13 protein-coding genes are annotated in these 14,124 nt (G+C 66.8%); 7 read left to right on the top strand and 6 right to left on the bottom strand.

Annotated elements, in window-relative coordinates:
* Positions 1-11 precede the first annotated feature (11 nt).
* Genes hisB through hisD form a run of 3 tightly spaced genes read right to left on the bottom strand, consistent with a single transcriptional unit; the run spans position 12 to position 2,990 of the window.
* The gene (hisB, locus tag ACOGJC_RS00205) at positions 12-611 is read right to left on the bottom strand and encodes an imidazoleglycerol-phosphate dehydratase HisB (protein WP_419846495.1); all 600 of its coding nucleotides are present in this window, start codon (positions 609-611) and stop codon (positions 12-14) included.
* Positions 608-1,687 (bottom strand): histidinol-phosphate transaminase, encoded by a 1,080-nt coding sequence (gene hisC, locus ACOGJC_RS00210; RefSeq protein WP_419846496.1) that lies wholly within the window; start codon positions 1,685-1,687, stop codon positions 608-610. Before hisC ends, hisB begins: the two co-directional genes overlap by 4 nt.
* Positions 1,680-2,990 (bottom strand): histidinol dehydrogenase, encoded by a 1,311-nt coding sequence (gene hisD, locus ACOGJC_RS00215; RefSeq protein WP_419846497.1) that lies wholly within the window; start codon positions 2,988-2,990, stop codon positions 1,680-1,682. Before hisD ends, hisC begins: the two co-directional genes overlap by 8 nt.
* Positions 2,991-3,085: 95 nt before the next feature.
* On the opposite strand from hisD, the gene ACOGJC_RS00220 reads away from it, so the two are divergent.
* Both ACOGJC_RS00220 and ACOGJC_RS00225 read left to right on the top strand, forming a co-directional pair.
* A complete protein-coding gene (locus tag ACOGJC_RS00220; protein ID WP_419846498.1) occupies positions 3,086-3,289 on the top strand; it encodes a hypothetical protein in 204 nt (67 codons plus the stop codon).
* Between the two features lie 36 nt (positions 3,290-3,325).
* The gene (locus ACOGJC_RS00225; RefSeq protein WP_419846499.1) at positions 3,326-4,303 is read left to right on the top strand and encodes an LLM class flavin-dependent oxidoreductase; all 978 of its coding nucleotides are present in this window, start codon (positions 3,326-3,328) and stop codon (positions 4,301-4,303) included.
* Between the two features lie 19 nt (positions 4,304-4,322).
* Here ACOGJC_RS00225 and ACOGJC_RS00230 read toward each other — a convergent pair whose 3' ends face one another.
* The gene (locus ACOGJC_RS00230; RefSeq protein ID WP_419846500.1) at positions 4,323-5,357 is read right to left on the bottom strand and encodes a zinc-dependent alcohol dehydrogenase; all 1,035 of its coding nucleotides are present in this window, start codon (positions 5,355-5,357) and stop codon (positions 4,323-4,325) included.
* A 68-nt stretch (positions 5,358-5,425) separates the two neighbouring features.
* Positions 5,426-6,070 (bottom strand): endonuclease III, encoded by a 645-nt coding sequence (nth, locus tag ACOGJC_RS00235; protein ID WP_419846501.1) that lies wholly within the window; start codon positions 6,068-6,070, stop codon positions 5,426-5,428.
* A 55-nt stretch (positions 6,071-6,125) separates the two neighbouring features.
* Here nth and mshD point away from each other — a divergent pair, with 55 nt between their 5' ends.
* The 3 genes from mshD to ACOGJC_RS00250 are packed head-to-tail and all read left to right on the top strand — an operon-like array spanning position 6,126 to position 9,098.
* Complete coding sequence (gene mshD / locus ACOGJC_RS00240) at positions 6,126-6,824, top strand: mycothiol synthase (RefSeq protein ID WP_419846502.1); 699 nt, start codon at positions 6,126-6,128, stop codon at positions 6,822-6,824.
* Complete coding sequence (locus ACOGJC_RS00245) at positions 6,821-7,537, top strand: ubiquinone/menaquinone biosynthesis methyltransferase (protein WP_419846503.1); 717 nt, start codon at positions 6,821-6,823, stop codon at positions 7,535-7,537. The genes mshD and ACOGJC_RS00245 overlap by 4 nt, the downstream gene beginning before the upstream one ends.
* A 13-nt stretch (positions 7,538-7,550) precedes the next feature.
* On the top strand, positions 7,551-9,098 hold the full coding sequence (locus tag ACOGJC_RS00250) for an AMP-binding protein (RefSeq protein WP_419846504.1): 1,548 nt from the start codon (positions 7,551-7,553) through the stop codon (positions 9,096-9,098).
* A 33-nt stretch (positions 9,099-9,131) separates the two neighbouring features.
* Here ACOGJC_RS00250 and ACOGJC_RS00255 read toward each other — a convergent pair whose 3' ends face one another.
* Positions 9,132-9,980, bottom strand: coding sequence for a 1,4-dihydroxy-2-naphthoate polyprenyltransferase (locus tag ACOGJC_RS00255; RefSeq protein ID WP_419846505.1), 849 nt, complete (start codon positions 9,978-9,980; stop codon positions 9,132-9,134).
* Positions 9,981-10,069: 89 nt separating this feature from the next.
* Between ACOGJC_RS00255 and ACOGJC_RS00260 the strand changes: the two genes are divergently transcribed.
* Complete coding sequence (locus ACOGJC_RS00260) at positions 10,070-12,064, top strand: thioredoxin domain-containing protein (RefSeq protein ID WP_419846506.1); 1,995 nt, start codon at positions 10,070-10,072, stop codon at positions 12,062-12,064.
* Positions 12,065-12,107: 43 nt separating this feature from the next.
* Entirely contained in the window at positions 12,108-14,075 is a 1,968-nt protein-coding gene (locus tag ACOGJC_RS00265; RefSeq protein WP_419846507.1) for a DUF459 domain-containing protein, read from the top strand.
* Positions 14,076-14,124: the final 49 nt, after the last annotated feature.

Consider the following 14,124-nt stretch of genomic DNA (forward strand, 5'->3'; position numbering starts at 1 on the left):
AACTCCCTTGCTCACAGAACCCCTTTGGTGGAGGGAATACCGGTGCCCTCCACCCGCACGGCGTCGCGCAACGCCCGAGCCACGGCCTTGAAGCTGGCCTCGATGATGTGGTGGGTGTTGCGGCCCCGCACCATGGTGATGTGAAGGGTCAGGGCGGCTGAGGTGGCGAACGCCCGCCAGAACTCTTCGCAAAGCTGAGGATCGAACGGCGGATCGCCCAGGATCTTCTGGCCGGGAGGACTCACGTCGTAGTGCAGGAACGGGCGACCAGACAGATCGACCACGGCCTCCACCAAAGCCTCATCCAGCGGCACCGCGATTGACGCGAACCGGCGGACCCCGGCCTTGTTGCCCAGAGCCTCGGCAAAGCACGATCCCAGCAGGATGCCCACGTCCTCCACGGTGTGGTGGGCGTCGATCTCCAGGTCGCCGGTTGCGTCCACTCCCAGCGTGAACCCGCCGTGGCGGCCGAGCTGGCTCAGCATGTGGTCGAAAAACGGCAGCCCGGTGGCCGCAGTGCCCTGACCGTCGCCGTCGATGTCTATGGCAATGTCGATGCTGGTCTCCGCGGTAGACCGGGTGGCGGTGGCAGTTCGAGTTGGGGTTGTCATGTCAGCACCTCGCGCAGAGCGGACAGGAACGCGTCATTTTCGGCCGGGGATCCCACGGTAACCCGCAGGCAACCGGCCAGCCGGGGCCAAGAAGAACAGTTTCTCACGAGTACCGACCGTTCCACGAGACCTTCCCAAACCGCCTCGCCATCACCGGAGTCGGGCCGCAGCAATATGAAGTTAGCCCCCGACGCCCAATGGCGGACTGGGAGCTGGTCGAGCGCGGCGGCGATCCGCTCCCGCTCGGCCACCAGCATGCCGACCCGCTCGTTCATCTCGTCCTCGTAGTCGAGGGCCAGGCGCCCGGCGATCTGTTTCATGGTGTCGAGGTGGTAGGGCAACGCCGATTTCTCCAGTTCGGCCACCACCCACGATGGGGCGACTAGATAGCCGAGGCGGGCGGCGGCCATCGACCACGTCTTGGAGTAGGTGCGGGCCACCGCTAGCGGCCGGCTCTCGTCCACCAAATCCACCGCGGTGTGAGGGTCGAACTGTCCGTAGGCCTCGTCCATCAGCAACAGGCCGGGCAACGCCGAAACGTCGGCCAGCAGCCTCTCGACCAATTCGGGGGGCTCGACCATGCCGGTGGGATTGTTGGGCGAGCAGAGAAAGGTGACGGCCGGGCGGTGCTCGGCCACCATGGCCGAGGCGTAGTCGGCGTCCAGTGAAAAATCTTCCTCCCGCTCGCCGGTGACCACCTCGGTAGCCGCCAGCCGGGAGATGTGGGAGTGAAGCGCATAGGTGGGCTCGAAGGTCAGCGCAGCCCGGCCCGGTCCTCCGAACGCCAGCATCAGGCACTGGAGCACCTCGTTGGATCCGTTGGCCGCGAATACCTGTTCGGGGGCGACACCCTCGTGCTTGGCCAAAGCGGCTCGTAGTTCGTGAGCGCCCCGGTCGGGATAGCGGTGCCAATCGATGTCGGCCTGGGCGGCCCGGAGAGCCTCAGCCCACCCTTCGGGAGGGGGCACCGGCGACTCGTTGGTGTTGAGCCGCACAGCCACGTCGAGCTGTGGTGAGTGGTAGCCGGACATGAGGGCCAGGCTTTCTCTCACCGCCAGGCGGTCGGGGCTATTCATTGTCAGATCCTTCCTGAACCTTGTCGCCGATGCCGCGCAGGCGGACCGACTGAGCGTGGGCTTCCAGTCCTTCGGCGTCGGCGATGGCCGCTACGTGGGGGCCGACTGCGGCCAATCCCTCGGCGTCCACGGAAATCTCGTGCATGGGCTTGGTGAAGTCCCGCACGCTGAGGGCACCGGCGAAGCGAGCCGTGCTGTTGGTGGGCAGCACATGGGAGGGACCGGCCACATAGTCGCCAATGGATGCCGGCGCCAGCGGGCCGCGGAAGATGGCCCCGGCGTTGCTGACCTGGCTGATCACCGCTTCGGGGGCATTGGTCATAACTTGCAGGTGCTCAGGGGCGATGAAGTTGACCACCTCGGCGGCGGCCGTCGGACCATCGACGAGCACGATGTGCCCACTGCGGTCGAATGTGGCCGAGATGTCGTCTCGGCGGGCCGCGACGGCCAGTAGATCGGCAATAGCGGCCTCTATCGCGTCGGCGGCACCGGGATCCCAGGCGATGAGCCAGGCCAAACCGTCGGGACCGTGCTCGGCCTGCACAATGAGGTCGATGGCGGCAAACTCTGCCGGGACTGAGCCATCGGCCACCACCACAACCTCCGACGGCCCGGCGAACGCCGCCGGCACCCCGACCGACCCGGCCACCAACTGCTTGGCGATGGCGACGTATACGTTGCCCGGCCCAACGACCATGTCCACTGCCCCCACCGACTCGGTGCCGAAGGCCAAGGCGGCAATGGCCTGCGCGCCGCCCACTGCGTAAACCTCGTCGACCCCGGCAATGGCGGCCGCGGCCAGGGTCACGTCGGCCACCCGGCCGTCGGGCCCCGGCGGAACGCACAGCACCACCTGGTCCACTCCGGCGGCCCGAGCGGGAAGCGCGGTCATCAGCACAGTAGACGGGTAGGCGGCCCGGCCTCCGGGCACGTAACAGCCGGCCCGACTCACCGGCTGGTCCCAGCTGCGGATGGTGATGCCCTGGCGGGTGTGGGTCTGCTCCTTCGACACTTGGCCTCGATGGAACTCAGCGATGGAGTCGGCCGCCGCTTCCAAAGCAGCTCGCAGTGAGGGGTCGACCCGATCTCGGGCCGCGGCCACCTCGGTTGGAGGAACCCGCCAGCTTGGGGGGACGGCACCGTCGAACTGTTTGGTAAAGCGGGCCAGGGCCGCATCACCTTCGGCTCGCACCGAAGCGATGATCTCGCGGACCGCGGTCACCGAGCCCTCCGAAATGGGCTCAGGCCGGGGAAGACGGCCAGCGATGTCGGCCGCGCCTCGCAGGTCCAGTCGGTCTAGCACGACCCCCAAAACTACAGGCACCAATACACCGACAACGAAGGGTTTGCCCGGTCCTCGAGGAAACCAGCCGGCAGGTTTTGCGGTAGAACCTCTTTGTGGACGACAAGTCGATGGCGGCGGACGGGGCGGAGCTCAGCTCTTTGAGCAGCGTTATTCGTGATCTGGTGGAGCGAGTGTCGGAAGTAGCCCGGCGCTACGAGGGCACCGATCGGGAGGACGTGTCGTTTGAGCTCTACGAAGTAGAGCGAGGTTTGCGAGGAGCAACCCGCCGTCTCGACCGGCTCACTCGAAGTCTGTAAACCTACCTGTACCCAATGAATTGACCGGGAGAAGAAATGTTCAATCTGCGCTTTGACCTGCGAACCCCGCCGTTCACCGACGTCACCCATGGCGACCAGTACCGCGCCATGTTGGAGATGGTGAAGTGGGCCGACACCCGGGGCTTCGCCGGGGCCATCACCAGCGAGCACCACGGCACAGAGGACGGGTTCATGTCGGCGCCGCTGGCCATCTCCGCCGCCATCCTGGGGGCCACTGACAACTTGATGTGCACGCTGTCGGCCCTGCTGGTGCCCTATCACGATCCGCTGCGTCTGGCCGAGGACATTGCCACCATCGATCTGATGGCGCCGGGCCGCTTCATCACCATCGCCGGGCTGGGTTACCGGGAGTTCGAGTTCGAGATGTTCGGCAAAGACCGCACCCGCCGAGGGCGCGACACTGAAGAAGCCATCAAGGTCATGCAGCAGGCCTGGACCGGGGAGCCGTTCGAGTACGAGGGGCGGACCGTGTGGGTGACCCCCAAGCCGGTGACCCAGCCCCACCCCATTGTCATGGTGGGCGGCTCGGTGCCGGCATCGGCCAAGCGGGCGGCCCGACTGCGGCTGCCCTATATGCCGCCCATCGGCGACCAAGAGTTGGTGGACCTCTACTACGCCGAGGCGGCTGAGATTGGATTCGAGGGGGCGTTTGCCATGGCCCCCGACGGTCCCGGCCTGGTGCTGGTGACCGAGGACCCCGACGCGCTGTGGGCCAAGATCGGGCCCAACATGTTGTACGACGCCGCGGCCTATGCCAGTTGGCAGTATCCCGACCAGCGCTCGGGCTGGCATGTGGACGCCGAAGACGTGGCCGGCCTCAAGGCCTCCGGCCAATTCGAGGTGCTCACCCCCGACCAGTGCGTCGAACTGGTCCGCACCAAAGGCGCGGCCACCCTCCATCCTCTGTGCGGCGGCATCGACCCCGCCATCGGCTGGGAGACGCTGGAATTGGTGGTGGACAAGGTCATGCCCGCCCTCGCCGAGGGCTCATAACCCCGCCAACAAAACGGCGCTAGTTGGCCAAGTCGTCGATTACCGCCCGGCCGACGTATTTGCCGGATTGGAGCTCCTCGAATATCTCATCGAGCTCTGACAGGGCCCCGGTGCGTCCAACGTGGGTCTTGACCTGCCCGGCGGCGGCCATGTCCACCAGCTCGCGCATGTCCTGCACGGTGCCCACCGCGGAGTAGATGAGGGTGGCATCTCTCATGAAGAACTCGAACGGGTTCAGTTCGATATTGCCCTCGCTGGTGGGGGGTAGCCCCACGGCCACGAACAGCCCCTTGGGGCGAAGCAGCCGGAATCCGAGGGTGAATCCGGCCATCGCCGCGGAGAACACGATGCTGGCATCCACCCCGCCCCGACCGATCTCGCGTGGCACTGCCTCTAGAGCGTCGTCAGCGCTCACCACCATGTCGGCCCCGAGCGACTCCACGAACCCCAGCCGGTCGGCACCCACATCGACGCCCACCACCTTGTAGCCCAGCGCCTTGGCGATCTGCACGGCATAGTGGCCCAGCCCGCCGGCTGCGCCGATGATGGCCACCCAGCGACCGGGGGGCACCTGGTTGCGGAAGAGCTTCTTCACCGCTCCGTAGGCAGTGAGCCCTCCGCAGGCCAGCGCGGCCTCCTCGTCGCCCACTGAATCGGGCAGCACCACCAGCGATTTCGCCCACACGCAGAACTGCTCGGCGAAAGTGCCCATAATCCCCTGGGTCTGCGCGCAGTGCCGGGGCTCGCCCTGCAGGCAGAACTCGCAGGCGCCGCACCAGTAGCCGCCGCCGGTGCCCCCGAGCCCGAGAATCACCCGATCGCCCACTTGGCTATACCGCTCTGCCCCCGGCCCGAGCGCCTCGACCACGCCGATGGCCTCATGGCCCAGCACCTCGATGCCGGAGACCCCCATCCAATCGCCTCGGGCCAAGTGGAGGTCGGAGTGGCACACCCCCGAAGAGCTGATGCGAATCAGCGCTTCTTCGAACCCCGGTTCGGGTGCCGGAACGTCCAAGATCCGAAGATTGCCTTCTACCAATCGTGCCGCTTGCATGGTGATATCTCCTGTTTTTCAATTCTGGGTGCGAGTCCAAACCCTAATGGCCTGTCCCCAAAAGCCCGCTATTGATCACCCGCGGAGGGGCAGAACGAGGCCAGCACGCACTCGTGGCAGCGGGGGCGGCGGGCGATGCACACCCGGCGGCCGTGGAGAATGAGCCGCAAAGAGAACTCGCCCCGCTCGGCCGCCGGCACCATGGGATTCAGCTCCAACTCGATCTTGACCGGGTCTTTGTGCTCGGTGATGCCCAGCAGGCCGGTGATGCGGGCCACATGGGTGTCCACCGGCAGACCGGGCAGGCCCAGAGCCACGCTGCGCAGCACGTTGGCCGTCTTGCGGCCCACGCCGGGCAGGCTCACCAAATCGGACATCTTGCCGGGCACTTCGCTGTCAAAGTGGTTGACCAGGTCTTGGGCCATGCCCACGATGTTTCGGGCCTTGGTGGCGAAGAACCCCGTAGAGCGAATCAACTCCTCCACGTGGGCCAGGGACGCCTCGGCCAGAGCCTCCGGGGTGGGATAGGCGGCGAACAGATCGGGGGTGACCATGTTCACCCGCTTGTCGGTGCACTGGGCCGACAAGATGGTGGCCACCAGCAACTGGAAGGCGTTTTCGTGGTCTAGCTCGCACACCGCCTCCGGATATTCCTCGGCCAGCAGCTCGTGTGTTCGTTTGGCTCTGCCCTTGGGGGTGCGCGGCCTCGCCATCAACCGGATCGTAGCGACCCGAGCAACCACCGATGGGACCGCTACCGTGGATTGTGTGACGCTGACGGTTGTCCGACTCGACCAAGGAGAGTTTGCCTGGTCGATCACCATGGATCCCGACCACTCCCGAGACGAGGCCGCCGCCGACCAGATCCAAGCAACGATCGCCGACGCGGAGACTGGCGTTTCGGTACAGCTTTGGATCGAGCAGGCCATCGATCGCGACGACGAGTTCGCCGCGGGTCTCGGGTTTCAGCCCTATCGAGACCTGTGGCGGATGCAGCGACCGCTGCCCACCGACCGCTCCACCATCCCCACTCGGGCCTTTGTTCCCGGGGTTGACGACGATCAGTTCATTCAGGTCAACAATCGAGCATTCCACTGGCACCCAGAACAGGGGGGCATGACCGCGGCCGACTTGGCCGACCGCAAGGCCGAGGACTGGTTCGACGCCGAGGGTTTCCGGCTCCATGAGCGAGATGGCCGCTTGGCCGGTTTCTGCTGGACCAAGGTCCACCCCGACGAGACGCCGCCGGGGGGCGAGATCTACGCCATTGCGGTGGATCCCGATTTCCACGGTCAAGGACTGGGCAAGCCCATGACCCTGGCGGGGTTGGACTACCTGGCCGACCAAGGCATCACCGTGGGCTTTCTTTACGTGGAGTCGGACAACGATCCCGCGGTGGCCACCTACCGGAGCCTGGGGTTCGACCACTACTCCACCAACCGGGCGTATCGGCTCACGGTGCTATGAGCTCCGACTCCGCCCTCCCCCAGGGGCAGGCCAAAGTGGCCGCGGTGCGGTCGATGTTCGATGCCATTGCTCCCCGCTATGACCTGATCAACCGACTGCTGACCTTCGGCATGGACTGTCGGTGGCGGCGGCGGTCGGTATGGGAGCTCGGGCTGCCCGCCGGTGCCCGGGTATTCGACCTGGCCTGCGGCACTGGTGACCTTTGCCGCGACCTGGAGTCCGCCGGGTACCGCGCCGTGGGCTTCGATCTGTCGGCCGGCATGCTCCGGGCGGCCAAGAAGTACCGGGACTCGGGCAAGCTGCGCGCCCCGATGGTGCTGGGCGACGCCCTGCGCCTTCCCGTCCCACCTGAAAGTGCCGACGGCATCACCTGCGGGTTCGCCCTGCGCAACGTGGTGGACTTGGACGGCCTGTTCGCCGAGATGGCCCGGGTGGTGCGCCCAGGAGGACGGGTCTCGCTGCTGGAGGTGTCCGAGCCTTCGAACCCCATCATGCGACTCGGCCACCGCGTGTACTTCGGCAAAGTGATCCCCTTGATCGGCGGTCTGCTATCGGACCGCACGGCCTATGAGTACCTGCCCAAGTCGGTGGCCTACATGCCCCCCACCGAGGAGATGCTCGACCTCTTGACCCAACGCGGTTTCGAGGCGGTGACCCATTCGCATCTGTCTGGCGGCATCGCCCAGCTGGTCACCGCCACCCGAGGACGCTAGCCCCACAACTCCCATGTCTCTGCTGGCCCAGCACATCCCCGACGACGACCCCGATCAGATGGCGCTAACCGACCAGCAGACCACCCTCGGCTGGGCCGAACTCGACCAGATGATGAACCGAGCGGTCAACCTGCTCCATACCCTCGACCTGGGCCCGGAGCGGCGGCTGGCGGTGTTCGCCGAGAACTCCGCGGAAACGGTGGTGGCCTATGTGGCCGCTGCTTTGGCGGGGGTGTCGGCCGTGCCGGTGAACTTCCATCTCACCCCCGACGAACTGGCCTACATCCTGGAGGACTCGGCCTCAGCCCTGGTGCTGGTGGGCCCCGAGACCGCCCTGCGAGGTGTGCAGGCCGCTCAAGCGACCTCGGGAACTCCCTGTGCGCGGCCCATCGCAGTCATGGGTTGGCGCTGTGGTGATCACCCCGCGGTGGACTCCTGGGAACAGGGTCTGGCCCAAGCATCAGCCGATCCCCCGCCTATCGACATCCCGCCGGTCCCCCATCTCTTCTACACCTCGGGCACCACTGGACGGCCCAAGGGGGTGGATGCGCCCCCTGCCCTGTTCAGGGGTGGAGCGACGGTGGAGGAGTACTTCGCCACCTGTGCCACCCCCAACGCGGCCATCGGTACGCATCTGGTGGTTGGACCGCTGTACCACGCCGGTCCGTTTGCGGCCACCCGCAACCTCATGGGGGGCGCGCCGGTGGTGGTGATGGGACGCTTCGACGCCGAGGCCACCCTGGCGGCCATCGACCGTTATCAGGTGAACGGCGTGTTCATGGTGCCCACCCACTTCAGCCGGCTTCTAGCCCTGCCCGCCGAGGTGAGAGAGCGGTACCGCACCGACAGTCTGGTGGCGGTGACTCACAGCGGCGCCCCCTGTCCGGTTTCGGTGAAGAGGGCCGTCATCGACTGGCTCGGGCCTATCGTGAATGAGGGATACGGGTCCACCGAGGTGGGCGGATCGTGCCACATCGACTCCGAGGACTGGCTGGCCCACCCCGGCTCGGTAGGCCGCCCTGTTCCCCCCTTCGAGGTGCTCATCGTGGACGACGACGGCAACGAGCTGCGCACGGGCCAAGAGGGGCGGGTGTTTTTTACCGACACCAGTGGCCGGGGCATTCGCTATCGAAATGCACCCGAGAAGACGGCGGCTGCTCACCTGCGGCCCGGGGTGTTCACGCTGGGCGAGATCGGCTACATCGACGACGACGGATTCCTGTACCTGACCGATCGGTTCTCCGACATGGTGGTTTCGGGCGGGGTGAACATCTATCCGGCCGAGACCGAGCAGGTGCTGGTGGAGCACCCCGGTGTGGCTGACGTGGCCTGCATCGGAGTGCCCGACGAGGAGATGGGCGAGCAGCTCAAGGCGCTCGTGGTGCCCGCCGACCCGGTCCGGCCACCCGCAGAGGCTGAGGTCATCGCCTTCTGCCGCGACCGCATCGCCCACTACAAGTGCCCCCGCACGGTCGACTTCATCAGCGAAGACCACCTGGGCCGCACCGCGATGGGCAAAATCAACAAGCAGGCCCTGCGCGCCCCCTTCTGGAAGAGTTAGGCGACCCAGCGGCGCGAGCCGAAGCTGAAAGAGCTACGCCGAAAGGGCCAGACCGAGTGTCAGCAGCACCCCGAACAGCAGGTGCAGGCGAGCGGTGAGGTTGAGCAGGGGGGCTTTGGGCCCCGAAGACAGCGCAAGCTGAATGGCGGGAATGGCCAGAGTAAGAGAAGCCAGCGTCAGCGGCGCCCACGAAAGGGTCACAGACATGATGAGGCCCACCGCCAGGGCGGCCACCACCAGAAACACGTAGAACCAGGCGGCCCGCCGGTCGCCGAGGCGCACCGCAAAGGTCCGTTTGCCCGCGGCCCGGTCTTGGGGGATGTCCCGCAGGTTGTTGGCCATCAGCAGCGCCGAGGCCAAAAGGCCCACCGGCACCGCGGCCGCAACGGCCAGCCCGGTCAGCTCCTCGGTCTGCACGAAGGCCGTGCCCGCGGTGGCCACCTGGCCGAAGAACACGAACACCGCCACCTCTCCCAAACCGGCATAGCCGTAGGGCCGCTTTCCGCCGGTGTAGTACCAGGCGGCCACGATGCAGGCCAGTCCCACCGCAATCAGCCACGGCGCCACCGCAATGGCCAGAACCAGGCCGGCCACCGCCGCCACTGCAAAGGCGCCGAACGCGGCCCGGCGCACAGCAGCCGGCGCCACCATGCCGCCGCCCACCAGCCGGGCCGGACCCACCCGGCTGGCATCGGTGCCCCGAATCCCGTCGGAGTAGTCGTTGGCGTAGTTCACCCCCACCTGGAGGGCCACCGCCACCACCAGCGTCACCGCGGCGCGCCACCACACCACATCGGGAGCGACCGCCGCGGTGCCCACCGCCACCGGCACCACCGCGGCGGGAAGGGTCCGGGGCCGAGCCCCGTGCACCCATAGCCTCATCGAAGCATCACTCCACAAGTCTTGCCCATCGCCGGAGTTCGTTAGTGTCGAAGCCATGAGAGCGCAAAAGACGTGAGAGTGTCGAGGCCATGAACCGCCTAGGCGCTGAAACCAGTCCCTACCTCCGCCAGCACGCCGACAATCCGGTGGACTGGTACCCGTGGGGTGAAGAGGCCTTTGCCGCGGCCCGGGCCGCCGACAAACCCATCTTGTTGTCGGTGGGCTATTCGGCCTGCCACTGGTGCCACGTTATGGCCCACGAGTCGTTTGAGGATCCCGAAACCGCCAAGGTGATGAACGAGTTATTCGTCAACGTCAAGGTGGATCGGGAGGAGCGCCCCGACGTGGACACCATCTACATGGAGGCGGTGCAGGCGCTCACCGGCCGGGGCGGATGGCCCATGACCGTGTTCATGACTCCCGACGGGCGCCCGTTTCACGGGGGCACCTACTACCCCCCGGTCAGCCGGGGCCAGATGCCCTCGTTCGCCGAGATCATGCACCGAATCCAAGACGTGTGGGTCAACCGCCGCCAAGACGTCGACAACCAGGCCGACCAGCTCACCCAGTCGCTCAACCGCACGGCGCTCATTCAACCCGACCCCCAGCGGGCCGGGGCCGGAACCGGCTCGGAGGTCTTGAGCCGGGCCACCACGGCGCTGCGCCAGCAGTACGACGCCGCCTGGGGCGGATTCGGAGGTGCGCCCAAGTTCCCGCAAACCATGAGCCACGAGGTGCTGCTGCGCTCCTACCTCCACAGTGGCGACCAAGACGTGCTCAACATGGTGATCAACTCCCTGGACGCCATGGCCTCGGGGGGGATCTACGACCATCTGGGCGGCGGATTCAGCCGCTACTCGGTGGACGCCCAGTGGATTGTGCCCCACTTCGAGAAGATGCTGTACGACAACGCTCTGTTCGCCCGCCTGTACCTGCACGCCTGGCAGGTAACCGGCCGACCCCGCTTCCTCCAGGTGCTGGACGAAACCATCGGCTTCGTGCTGCGAGACCTTCGCCACGACAGCGGCGGCTTCTACTCAGCCCTCGACGCCGATTCCGAGGGTGAGGAGGGCCGGTACTACGTGTGGACTCCCGATCAGATCACCTCGGTGCTCGGGGACGACGCGGCTGAGTTCATGGCGTGGTACGGGGTAACCGAAGCCGGCAACTTCGAGGGACACAACATCTTGTGGCGGCCGGTGCGGGGCGACTTGCTTCGTCCGGCCAGCGTGGAACTGGGCCGCGAGCGCTTGCTGTCGGCCCGCAACCTGCGAATCCCGCCCGGTTTGGACGACAAGGTGCTGCTGGAGTGGAACAGTCTCATGCTGGCCGCCCTGGCCGAGGCGGCGGCCGCCACCGGAAACCAGCAGTGGCTGGAGGCGGCCATCAAAAACGGCGGCTTCCTGCTCGACCGACTCCGCCGATCTGACGGCCGCTGGTTGCGCTCTTGGCAGGCGGGCGACGGTGACCGTCCGGCCCAGGCTCGCCATCTGGCCTACGCCGCTGACTATGCGGCCGCGGCCGACGCCTTTACCCGCCTCGGCGAGGCCTCCGGTCAGGCCCGCTGGATCGAAGAGGCGGTCCAGGCAGCCGATGGGCTGTTGGAGCTGTTCTGGGACCATGAGCGGGGCGGGGTGTTTACCACCGGCTCCGACGCCGAAGAGCTGATCTGCCGCCCCAAGGAGATCACCGACAACGCGGTCCCCTCAGCCAACAGCGCCGCCGCGGTTGCGCTGCTGCGACTGGGAACCCTCACCGGCAAGACTCACTATTTGGACCGGGCCGTAGACATCTTGGCGCTTTTGGGCGAGGTGGCCGCCAACCACCCCAGCGGGTTCGGCCACCTGCTTGAGGCGACCGACATGAGCGCCACCGGTTTGACCGAGGTGGTGATTGGCGGCGACCGCCCCGACCTAGTGGACGCAGTGCGGGAGGTGTACCGGCCCAACACCGTGCTGGCCTGGGGCGAGCCCTACAGCTCGCCGCTGTGGGAGAGTCGCACCGAGGGGCTGGCCTACGTCTGTCGCGACTACACCTGCGAGGCCCCGGCCTCCACCGCCGAGGACCTGCTGGCCCGACTTTGAGTCTGACGGCGAGACCATCGCAGAGAGGGCCGAGCCAGAAGTCATGACCCGGAACACCAACATGGCCAGGCGAATCTCTCTGGTGGTTTTGCTTTGCCTTGTTTCGACCGCCCTGCTCACCAGCGGGAAGCTGGTTGAGATAGCGGAGCGCCAGCCGCTGGGAGAAAGCCGGGACCGCTGGGTGAGCATGGCAGAGGCGGTGGACCGGGCCGCCAACTTCTTGTCGTTGAATCGGCCTTACGACTTGATCGCCGACTGGCGGGGTGTAGGCCAAGACGTGGGAGAGCGATTGGACACCGTCGGCGAGGTGGTGGAGGCGTTGGAAGACAGCGGCCAAGACGAGATTCCCCCGGAATTGGCCGAACCCACCGCGGTTGACCGTGTAGACACGGCGCCGACAGAAGTCGCCGCGGAGTTTGCCGCGGAGTTTGCGGTGGTTTCTTCCGACCGGCCGCTGCGCGTGCATGTCGCGGGCGACAGCCAGGCCGACGACGTTGGGCACACGCTGCAAGATGCCTCCGGCGGCCTGTTCGACGTGACGGTCAACAGCCGCAACTCGACCAGCCTGGTTCGGCCCGACTACTTCAACTGGCCGGCAGAGCTGTTGAAGGTGTCCATTCGAGACGACCCCGACGTGGTGGTGCTGTTCCTTGGGGCCAGCGAATGGCAGAACATGGAGGCCAGAGACGGCAGCCTGGTCGAACCGGGGACACCGGAATGGCTAGAAGAGTGGTCGTGGCGCTTGAGCGTGGCGCTCGACGTACTCTCGGCTGACCATCGACTGATCGTTTGGGTCGGCCTACCGCCGATGCGCGTCGCGTGGAGCGTTGCCGGGGTGCCGGCCATCAACGCCGCCGCGGCGGCCGTCGTCGCCGACTTTCCCCAGGCGGCGATGATTGACATTTGGGACCTGTTCGGAGGGGCGCCTTACGCAGAGAAAGTGGCGCCGCCGGCCGGTGGGTCGCCGGTGCGAGTTCGCATGGATGACGGGATTCATCTCAATCGCACGGGCTCGTCTTGGGTGTCCCATGAGGTGGTGAAAGCCGTTGCCGCGGTTTGGGAAGGCCAGTGCGCCGCCGCCGCTGAGGACGGCGCCATCTGCTGGAGGGCCAGGGCGGACGCCGGCCAAGGCCGAGGGGAAGGCACTGAAGGGGAGGAAACCTGCGCCGAGCTGCCCGACGGAGAACTCGTCTGCTGGCCGACCGATCGGGCCGCGCCGCTGTTCAGGCCCCCGGGGAAGTATGAGTCGGTGTCGGCCAGCTGGAACCAAGTGTGCGCCCTGAGGGCGGCTGACTCGACCGCCACATGCTGGGGCGACGACTTGGACGGTCGCGGCAACATACCGGGGGACGCCTTCGAGTCGGTGGTGGCCGGAGCGTGGCACGCGTGCGGGATCAGGCCCTCGGGGCAGGTGCAATGCTGGGGCACCCCGGTGGCGAACATGGCGGTTGCCCCGACCGGGGTCTATACCGAGGTCACGATCGGAGAGCGCCACTCGTGTGCCCTCAAGCCTGATGGGCGGGTCGACTGTTGGGGCGACAACGAGTACAACCGCAGCGCGGTGCCCGATATTGAGTTCGCCATGGTCAGCGCGGGGCGGTGGCATTCCTGCGGGCTTGTTCCCGACCTCTCGGCGGTGTGCTGGGGAGACGATTCCTACGGCCAGGCAGACCCGCCCGGTGGGCAGTTCACGTCGCTGAGCGCGGGCGAGATCCATACGTGCGGCCTGAGGGCCGACGGTACGGTCGAGTGCTGGGGAGCGAATCTTTACGGCGAAACGGAGGCACCCGATGGGGAGTTTGTGTCGGTGGCCACCGGCGAGCGGCACACGTGCGGGCTGCTGGCCAATGGCGAGGCCCGGTGCTGGGGCAACAACGATCACGGGCGGGCCGAGCCCCCCGCCGGGGTGTTTTTGTCGCTGGACGCTGGCGGGAACATCTCTTGCGGTCTGCGTCCCGACCAGAGCGTGGAGTGCTGGGGGCGGGAGTTGGCCGGAGAGACGGTGCGCTAGCCGCGCTTGGCGCTAGTCCACCGGGGCGGGGGCTAGCCGATTTGGATCA

Source organism: Candidatus Poriferisocius sp., from assembly GCF_965204015.1.
Taxonomy (GTDB): domain Bacteria; phylum Actinomycetota; class Acidimicrobiia; order Acidimicrobiales; family Bin134; genus Poriferisocius.

Coding starts and splice junctions, on each gene's coding strand:
- hisB (WP_419846495.1), bottom strand. CDS start 611: ATGACAACCCCAACTCGAACTGCCACCGCCACCCGGTCTACCGCGGAG.
- hisC (WP_419846496.1), bottom strand. CDS start 1,687: ATGAATAGCCCCGACCGCCTGGCGGTGAGAGAAAGCCTGGCCCTCATG.
- ACOGJC_RS00225 (WP_419846499.1), top strand. CDS start 3,326: ATGTTCAATCTGCGCTTTGACCTGCGAACCCCGCCGTTCACCGACGTC.
- ACOGJC_RS00230 (WP_419846500.1), bottom strand. CDS start 5,357: ATGCAAGCGGCACGATTGGTAGAAGGCAATCTTCGGATCTTGGACGTT.
- nth (WP_419846501.1), bottom strand. CDS start 6,070: ATGGCGAGGCCGCGCACCCCCAAGGGCAGAGCCAAACGAACACACGAG.
- ACOGJC_RS00245 (WP_419846503.1), top strand. CDS start 6,821: ATGAGCTCCGACTCCGCCCTCCCCCAGGGGCAGGCCAAAGTGGCCGCG.
- ACOGJC_RS00250 (WP_419846504.1), top strand. CDS start 7,551: ATGTCTCTGCTGGCCCAGCACATCCCCGACGACGACCCCGATCAGATG.
- ACOGJC_RS00255 (WP_419846505.1), bottom strand. CDS start 9,980: ATGAGGCTATGGGTGCACGGGGCTCGGCCCCGGACCCTTCCCGCCGCG.
- ACOGJC_RS00260 (WP_419846506.1), top strand. CDS start 10,070: ATGAACCGCCTAGGCGCTGAAACCAGTCCCTACCTCCGCCAGCACGCC.
- ACOGJC_RS00265 (WP_419846507.1), top strand. CDS start 12,108: ATGACCCGGAACACCAACATGGCCAGGCGAATCTCTCTGGTGGTTTTG.